8 protein-coding genes are annotated in these 8,048 nt (G+C 58.0%); all 8 read left to right on the forward strand.

Annotation, left to right across the window (positions count from 1 at the left end; all coding sequences use genetic code 11):
- Positions 1-428: flagellar hook-basal body complex protein (locus tag Q0O19_RS13145; RefSeq protein ID WP_295523698.1), on the forward strand; the 428-nt coding region annotated here is incomplete at its 5' end.
- A 41-nt stretch (positions 429-469) separates the two neighbouring features.
- Positions 470-1,231, forward strand: coding sequence for a flagellar basal body rod protein FlgF (locus Q0O19_RS13150; protein ID WP_295523699.1), 762 nt, complete (start codon positions 470-472; stop codon positions 1,229-1,231).
- Positions 1,232-1,250: 19 nt separating this feature from the next.
- Positions 1,251-2,036, forward strand: coding sequence for a flagellar basal-body rod protein FlgG (gene flgG, locus Q0O19_RS13155; RefSeq protein ID WP_295523700.1), 786 nt, complete (start codon positions 1,251-1,253; stop codon positions 2,034-2,036).
- 10 nt (positions 2,037-2,046) lie between these two features.
- Complete coding sequence (locus Q0O19_RS13160) at positions 2,047-2,787, forward strand: flagellar basal body L-ring protein FlgH (protein ID WP_295523701.1); 741 nt, start codon at positions 2,047-2,049, stop codon at positions 2,785-2,787.
- Between the two features lie 23 nt (positions 2,788-2,810).
- Positions 2,811-3,935, forward strand: coding sequence for a flagellar basal body P-ring protein FlgI (locus Q0O19_RS13165; RefSeq protein ID WP_295523702.1), 1,125 nt, complete (start codon positions 2,811-2,813; stop codon positions 3,933-3,935).
- A gap of 10 nt (positions 3,936-3,945) precedes the next feature.
- Positions 3,946-4,428, forward strand: coding sequence for a rod-binding protein (locus Q0O19_RS13170; RefSeq protein WP_295523703.1), 483 nt, complete (start codon positions 3,946-3,948; stop codon positions 4,426-4,428).
- Entirely contained in the window at positions 4,425-6,908 is a 2,484-nt protein-coding gene (gene flgK, locus Q0O19_RS13175) for a flagellar hook-associated protein FlgK (RefSeq protein WP_295523704.1), read from the forward strand. Before Q0O19_RS13170 ends, flgK begins: the two co-directional genes overlap by 4 nt.
- An 11-nt stretch (positions 6,909-6,919) precedes the next feature.
- Positions 6,920-7,834 (forward strand): flagellar hook-associated protein FlgL, encoded by a 915-nt coding sequence (gene flgL / locus Q0O19_RS13180; RefSeq protein WP_295523705.1) that lies wholly within the window; start codon positions 6,920-6,922, stop codon positions 7,832-7,834.
- Positions 7,835-8,048: the final 214 nt, after the last annotated feature.

Consider the following 8,048-nt stretch of genomic DNA (forward strand, 5'->3'; position numbering starts at 1 on the left):
ACTTCACCAAGTCAACCCAATACTCCAGCGCGTTCGCGGTGCTCTCGCAATCGCAAGACGGCGCCCCTGAAGGCGAGCTGATGGGCTTGAACATTGGTAACGACGGCTTGGTCAATGCCACCTACTCCAACGGCTCGCAGGTGTCACTGGGCAAGATCGTTTTGGCCAACTTCTCCAGCCCCTCAGGCTTGCGGCAGGTGGGTGACGCAAGTTACCTGGCCTCCGCCTCTTCAGGTAACGCCAAGATCGGTGAAGCGGGCTCGGCCGGTTTCGGCTCGATCCGTGCCGGTGCCACCGAACGTGCCAACGTCGATTTGACACAAGAACTGGTGGACCTGATCACGGCGCAACGGAACTTCCAGGCCAACGCCAAAGCGATTGAGACAAGCAGCACGATGACCAGCGCGATCATCAACATCCGCGCTTGATGACCTGAACCCGCATCATCAAAAAAACCTGAGAAAACGCCATGGACCGCCTTGTCTTCACTTCCAACGCCACCATCAAGGAGCAGGCCACTGCACGTCAGGTGCTGGTCAACGACTTGGCCAACGTGTCCACGGTGGGTTTCAAAAGCAGTTACGACGTGGCGCTCAAAACCATCAAAGTCAACGGCGCCGGTTTTGACTCACGCTTCCAAGCCCAAGCCATGGTGCGTGATCAAATTCGACTGACGCCTGGTCCGGTCATGGCCACAGGCCGTCCGCTGGACATCGCACTGGGCGACACAGCGGTGATGACCGTGCAAGCGCCCAACGGCGATGTCGCCTTCACACGCCGTGGCGACTTGAAAATCAACCCCCAAGGTCAATTGGAAAATGGTTCAGGCCACTTGGTGTTGGGCAATGGCGGGCCGATTGCCATCCCTCCGGGCATGATGGTTTCCATCAACCCCGATGGCACGGTCTATGCCAAAGACCCAGCCCAACCGGCCACGGCCCCCATGGTGCTGATTGACCAATTGCGCTTGCGCGATGGCGCCGATGCCAAGCTGGGCCGCAGGTCGGATGGTCTGTTCAAAGTGGATGGTCAGCCTGACGGCACCGACATCGCCTTGGGCGACGCACAGCCCCGAGTGATTCCTCAGGCACTGGAGGGCAGCAACGTGAGCGCCATCGAAGCCATGACTCGGCTGATCGACCATTCGCGCAGTTTCGAAACCCAAATTCGCATCATCAAGGAAACCAAGGCACTCGACGAGTCCGGCGCTTCCATGATGAAACCCGCCTAAACACTGACAGGAGCCCCCCATGGATGCATCAATGTGGATTGCCAAAACCGGCCTGGACGCGCAGCAAACGCGCATGTCGGTCATCTCCAACAACTTGGCCAACGTCAACACCACTGGCTTCAAACGCGACCGCGCTTCGTTTGAAGACATGCTGTACCAAAACCTGCGTCAACCCGGTGCACAGGTCGGCGCCGATGCGCAAGCCCCCACCGGCCTGATGCTGGGTACCGGTGTACGCATCGTCTCGACCGAAAAAACCCACACCCAAGGCAGTCTGGTCTCGACCAAAAACGCCCTGGACATGGCGATTCAAGGCGACGGTTTCTTCCAAATTACCCAATCGGACGGCACCATAGCCTACAGCCGGGATGGCAGCTTCAAGTTGTCTGCCACAGGCCAGTTGGTGACGGCAAATGGCGCACCCCTGCAGCCGGCCATCACCATCCCCCCCAATGTGGCCAGCATCACCGTGGGACAAGACGGCACCGTGTCCGTCGAAGCCGCCGCAGGAGGCGGCAGCCAGATTATTGGCCAAATCCAGATCGCCCGTTTTGCCAACCCAGCGGGTCTGCAATCCTTGGGTCAAAACCTGATGAAAGAAACCACGGCCAGCGGCGCACCCCAAGTGAGCCAACCCGGCGTGACCGGTGCTGGACAGCTGATGCAGGGCGCCCTGGAAGCCTCCAACGTGAACGTGGTCGAAGAGATGGTCAACATGATCGAGACCCAGCGCGCCTACGAGATCAACTCCAAAGCCATCTCGGCCGTGGACGGCATGCTGCGCTTCCTGAACAACAACATGTAAGTAGCACCCCATGAAACGCACCTTTTTCTCCCCCCTGGCAGTGGCCATCTTGATGGCAATGGGCCTGAGCGGCTGCGCTACCAACCCCGCACCCATGGCGCATACCCCTCAATTTGCCCCCGTCTTGCCAGCGGTCATCGAAAAGCCCCGCTTGGCGACGGGCGCCATTTACAACGGCCGCCAAAGCGACAACTGGTTTGGTCGCGTGCGGTCTTACAACGTGGGCGACGTGATCACGGTGTTGCTCAACGAATCCACACAGGCGGGCAGAACACAAAGTGGGACTGTCAAACGGGCGGCCAGCAACGATGTGATTCCCTCTGCCACCTCCGCGCCTCAAGGCTTGAACGCCCGGGTCCAAAACATGCGCTTGCCCAACAAATTTCTGGGCACACAACTCCAGGGCATCTTGGGTGGCGTTGACTTGAGCAAAGCCAACATCGAAAGCGTGGGCGGCGGTGAAGCCGACCAAAAAGCCAGCCTGATTGGCGACGTCTCCGTGACCGTGTCCGAGGTCTTGGCCAACGGCAACCTGATGGTGCGCGGCGAAAAACAACTGGCCTTGACCGAAGGCGCCGAAATCATCCAGGTCAGCGGCATCATCCGACCTGAAGACATTTCACCCAACAACACGGTGCAGTCACGCCGCTTGGCCAACGCCCAAATTGCTTACCGCGGCACAGGCGACATGGCCAATGCCGCCAAGGCCGGCTGGGGCACCAACGCCTTGATGAAGTTCTGGCCTTTCTAAAGCCCAACCACTCTGGAAGCCCTATGAAATCCGCCCTTCTATCTCTCATCGTCTTGCTCGGTTTGTCTGGCTCTGCCTGGGCTGATCGGGTCAAAGACTTGGCCTCTGTGGCCGCTGGCCGCACCAACCAACTCATTGGCTATGGCTTGGTGGTGGGTTTGCAAGGCACAGGCGATGGTGCAGATGTGTCGTTCACCGCCCAAAGCATGAAAGCCATGCTCGCGCGTTTGGGTGTCGGCATTGACGGCCCCCTGTCGGACTTCGAGCAAAACACCACCAGCGGCAAGATCGACATCAAAAACGTGGCCGCCGTGATGGTGACTGCGGAGTTGCCCGGCTTTGCCAAGCCTGGCCAGAAAATCGACATCAACGTCTCGGCCATCGGCAAAGCCAGCAGCCTGCGCGGCGGCAGTCTGCTGCTGACCAGTTTGCGCGGTGTGGACGGTGAAATCTACGGCTTGGCCCAGGGTGCCCTGACGGCCACCGGCGTCGAGACCAGCGCAGCCGGATCCAAAGTCAGCATCGGTGTTCCCACCGCTGCTCGCATCCCAGGCGGTGCCACCGTCGAGCGCATGGTCGAAACCCCTTTTGAAAAATCGGACCATGTGGTCATGAATGTGCGCGAGTCGGACTTCACCACCACCACCGCCATCGTCAATGCCATCAACAAAAGCTTTGGCAGCGGCACGGCTCAAGCCTTGGACGGCATGTCTTTCGCCATCAAGGCACCCAGCGACATGTCCCAGCGCGTGGCCTTTTTGAGCATGGTGGAAAACCTGGATGTGGTGCCGGGTGAGCCGCCCGCCCGTGTGGTCGTCAACTCCCGTACAGGCACCGTCGTGATCAGCCGCAATGTGCGCATCACTGCAGCAGCGGTGGCGCACGGCACCATCTCGGTGGCCATTGCGGCCACCAACGAAGTGTCTCAACCCAACGCTTTCTCGACTGGTCAAACCACCCCGGTACAAAACGCCGACATCTCGGTGAACGAACCCAAAAACCCCATGTTCCTGTTCCAGCCTGGCGTGGACTTGCGCCAAGTGGTGGATGCCGTCAACCAAGTGGGCGCGACGCCTTCAGCCTTGATCGCCATTTTGGAAGCCCTGAAGAGTTCGGGCAGCTTGCGTGCCGAATTGATCATTATTTAAAGAGACCAACATGAGCGACCTGTCCACCAGCACCTCCAGCACCTACCTGGACTTCAACGCTCTTACGCGCCTGAAGGGTGAGGCAGCGCAAGACCCGACCAAGGCCATTCGCAAGACTTCCGAGCAATTTGAGGCTTACTTCATCCAGCAGATGATGAAAACCATGCGCGAGTCGATCGAAAAAAGCGACCTGGTCGAAGGCGGCAACATGGACACCTACCAAGACCTGATGGACAAAGAAATGTCTCTGGAAATGGTCAAGCGTGGGGGCTTGGGTGTGGCCAACATGATGGAAAAGCAAATGCTGCGGGCACAAGAGCTGAGCACCCAAGACGCTTTACGCCTGCACGCACCCAAGACCGAAGCGCAAGCGATGCCGCTTCATCCCACGCGTGAAGCAATGGCCTTGCAGCCCGAAGTCGTCAAGGGCTACCAGCTCGAACGCTTCACCGGCTTCAAACTCGACAGCGTGACACCGAGGGCTAAACCATGAGTGACCTGCTCAGCATTGGCAGCTCGGGCGTCACGGCGTACCAACGTGCGCTGGCCACGGTCTCCAACAACATTGCCAACGTCAGCACCGACGGCTATACACGCCAAGATGTCTCCCTCAGTTCCAACCAGCCAAGGTTGCTGGGTAACAGCTATTTGGGCACGGGCGCACGGTTTGATGCGGTGCAACGTCAGTACGACGCCTTTGTCGAGTCCAACCTGCGCAACAGCAACAGCGATCTGGAAAGCCAAAAGCCCCTGCTGTCTTACGTCAACCGCCTGATCGACGTCATGGGTGACGAGAGCATTGGCCTGACCACAGCCATGAACCTGTTCTTCGAGTCGTCGCGGGATTTGTCCAGCGACCCCGCTTCGGTGGTCACGCGCAGCACGTTTTTGCGCGATGCCGACGGCCTGTCTTCGCGCTTTCAGCAACTGGCAGGTCAATTTGAGCTGCTCGACAACGAAACACGCCAATCGGTCGATACCAATGTGGGCCAAATCAACTCGTTGACCCAACAGCTGGGATTGCTCAACAAACAAATGGCCAAACACAGCAGCGCCACCAACCAACCGTCTGAATTGCTCGACCAGCGTGACCGTTTGCTGCGCGACTTGTCGGGTCTGGTTTCGGTGAAAACCAAGTTTGAGCCCAACGGTGCCGTGCTGGTCAGTGTCGGCGATACGCTGGACCAAGGCATTTTGGTGCAACAAACCAAAACCCGCGACATCAGTGTTTCGCAATCGAGCCTTGACCAAAACAAACTCCAATTTGTCATCGACGCCTACGGCACGCCAGAAACCATGCCGGGCATCAGCAGCGGCAAGATCGGTGGCATCATGAATTTCCGGGACCAGGTGCTCAATCCGGCCACCGACTCGCTGAACGATCTGGCCGTGGTCATGGCCCGCGAGATCAATGCCATTCACCGAGAAGGCGTGGACGCCGAAGGGCTTTTGGGCGGCGATTTGTTTGCCTTCAGTGCCGACAAACCTTTGCAAGCCGCTGGCATGCAAATGATTGTCAAAGACGCCAACCGGGTGGCTGCTGCGGGTCAATTCCGGGTCATCGACGACCCCTTGAACAGCGGAACGGCGCAAGCGCGCATCATTTACAGTGCGCCGAATTTCGCCGGCCCCACAGGCTTGCTGGATGACTTGGCCTTGGGGCAAATCCCCCAAATCGGCACCGCAACGGTCAACACCACCACTGACCAACCGTTTGCAAGTCTCGGTTTGATTCCCGTCGGGACTCAAGAATTGTCCTTGACCCTGATCAACCCCAACGCCAACCAATCGTTCCAGGTCCTGACCCGCGATGGTCGCCATGTGCTGGGTCGGGCCTTGACCGACGACCAGCAATCCTTGCTGCTGAAAACCAGCAACGGCGTGGAAGACGGCGCCAGTTACGACACCACCTACCTCAACGCCTCAAGTACACAGAGCTATTTAGAGATGGACATCTTCATGGGGGCCAAGGCCGATGTCGGCTTGGTTCAACAATTCAACCCTGCCACCCTCGAGTTGCTGTCACCCGAAAAAACTGCGGCAGTGCTCACCGGCAAGACCTTTGTTGCTTCAGCGGATGGCATTGAAGCCGGCGCGCTCACACTCAATGGCCATTCGCTTCCCGCCTTGGCCAGTGCAACGGATTTGGACGCTGTGGTCAGTTGGCTCAACAGTGAAACGGACAGCACCGGCGTCACGGCCAGCAGCGTCGATGGGAAGCTGGTGCTGTCTCGACCAGTCGACGACACCACCAACGACATCCGTTTAGGCCTCGGCAGCAACGGCACGCCAGCCGACTTGAGCCTTCTCGGGTTTGACACCCGCATCTCCATCCAGGGCGGCACCACCGATGATCTGCTCGTCTTTGTGACCGACAGCAGCGGTGACGACAGCACCTTATCGGTGAGCGCGCAATTTGCTGGGATTGAAGGCAACATGAAGCAATCACTTCGGGCCTCGCCACTGACCGTCACATTCACCTCGGACACCACCTACAAAATTGTCGATACAGAAACGGACACGGTTTTGGCCGAGCGCACGTTGGAGAGTGACCCCAACAACAACGTCCCCACATTGACCTACAGGGGATTGCGTCTGGAGTTTTCCACCGCACCCAAATCAGGCGACGTGTTCAGCATCGATGGCAACAAAGACGGCATTGGCAACAACGAAACCATGCTGCTCATGGTGGCACTGGAAGACGAAGCCATCATGCCTGGCGGCCTGACTATCACCGAAGCCTACATTGAACGCGTCAACCAGGTCGGCAGTGTGGCCCGGCAGGCGGCCATTGCCGAACAAGCGCTCAGCGTGGTTTACCAACAAGCTCAAGAGGCACGCGACGGCATATCGGGCGTGAGTCTGGACGAGGAAGCTTCCGCTTTGGTGCGCTTCCAACAAGCTTACCAAGCCAATGCCAAGGTCATGCAAGTGTCCATGGCCTTGTTTGATTCCATCTTGCAAGTGCGTTGAACGGAGGCACCATGAAAGTCTCGACCTCATTTTTGTTTGACCGTGCCACAGAACGCATGAGCAACATCCAAAACCGTCTGGCAACCACACAAGCCCAGATGGCCGAGTCCAAACAAATCCTCTCGCCCAGCGATGCGCCAGACCAAGCGGCCGCCATCCAGCGACTCAAGGGTGAAGTGCAACGGCAAGACAGCCACATGCGCACGCTCGATGTGGCCATGCGCCGCTACACCGCCGAAGAAACGGCCCTGAGCGCCTCCAACGACATCCTGACCCGGATGAAAGAGTTGGGCTTGCAAGCGGCCAACGACACCTTGTCGCCCGACAACCGCAAGGGGGTTGCGGTGGAACTCAAAGCCCTGCGCAACCAACTGCTGAGTTTGGGCAACACCCGGGATGACAGCGGCAATTACCTCTTTTCGGGTACTCGGGTCAACACGCCGGCATTTGCAGAAGATGACAGCGGTCAAGTCGTCTACCAGGGTGATCAAACGCAAACACGCATTCCGGCAGGTGAGGAACGCACGGTTCAGTTCACCCGCGCAGGAACCGATGTGTTCAGCCGAGTGGTGCGAGACAGCGGCGAGAGTGTGGGGTTTTTCAATGCGCTCGACAACATGATCGATGGGGTCGAAGGCAGTGAAACCGACGACATCACACAAGGCATTTCCGATCTCAACCAAATGCACAGCAACCTGACCCTGTCGCAGGTACAAAACGGCTCTGATCAGACGGTGGTTCAGTCTCAGCTGGATGTATTGGATGAGACCAGTTTGCGCTTCAAGTCGACTTTGTCTGAAATCGAAGACCTCGACTATGCCGCCGCAGTAACCCGCATGAACAAAGAAATGATGGCCTTGGAAGCCGCCATGGGCAGTTTTTCCAAGATCTCCGGTCTCAGCCTTTTTGACTACATCCGTGGTTGAAGGAACCGCTCCAAGCTCAGCTTTGGCCTACTGGTGCCGATTCAAACCTTAAGACCTGAACCGTCACCCACTCGAAACAAGACCCACCCATGGCCACCAACAACATTGTCAACTCACTCGGTGCAGGATCTGGCATTGACATCAAAAGCTTGGCCCAAAGTTTGGTGGAGGCTGAGAAGACCCCCCAAAAAGAGCGCATCGACGCCAAGATCAA

The sequence above is a fragment of the Limnohabitans sp. Rim8 genome (assembly GCF_945869175.1).
GTDB lineage: Bacteria > Pseudomonadota > Gammaproteobacteria > Burkholderiales > Burkholderiaceae_C > Limnohabitans_A.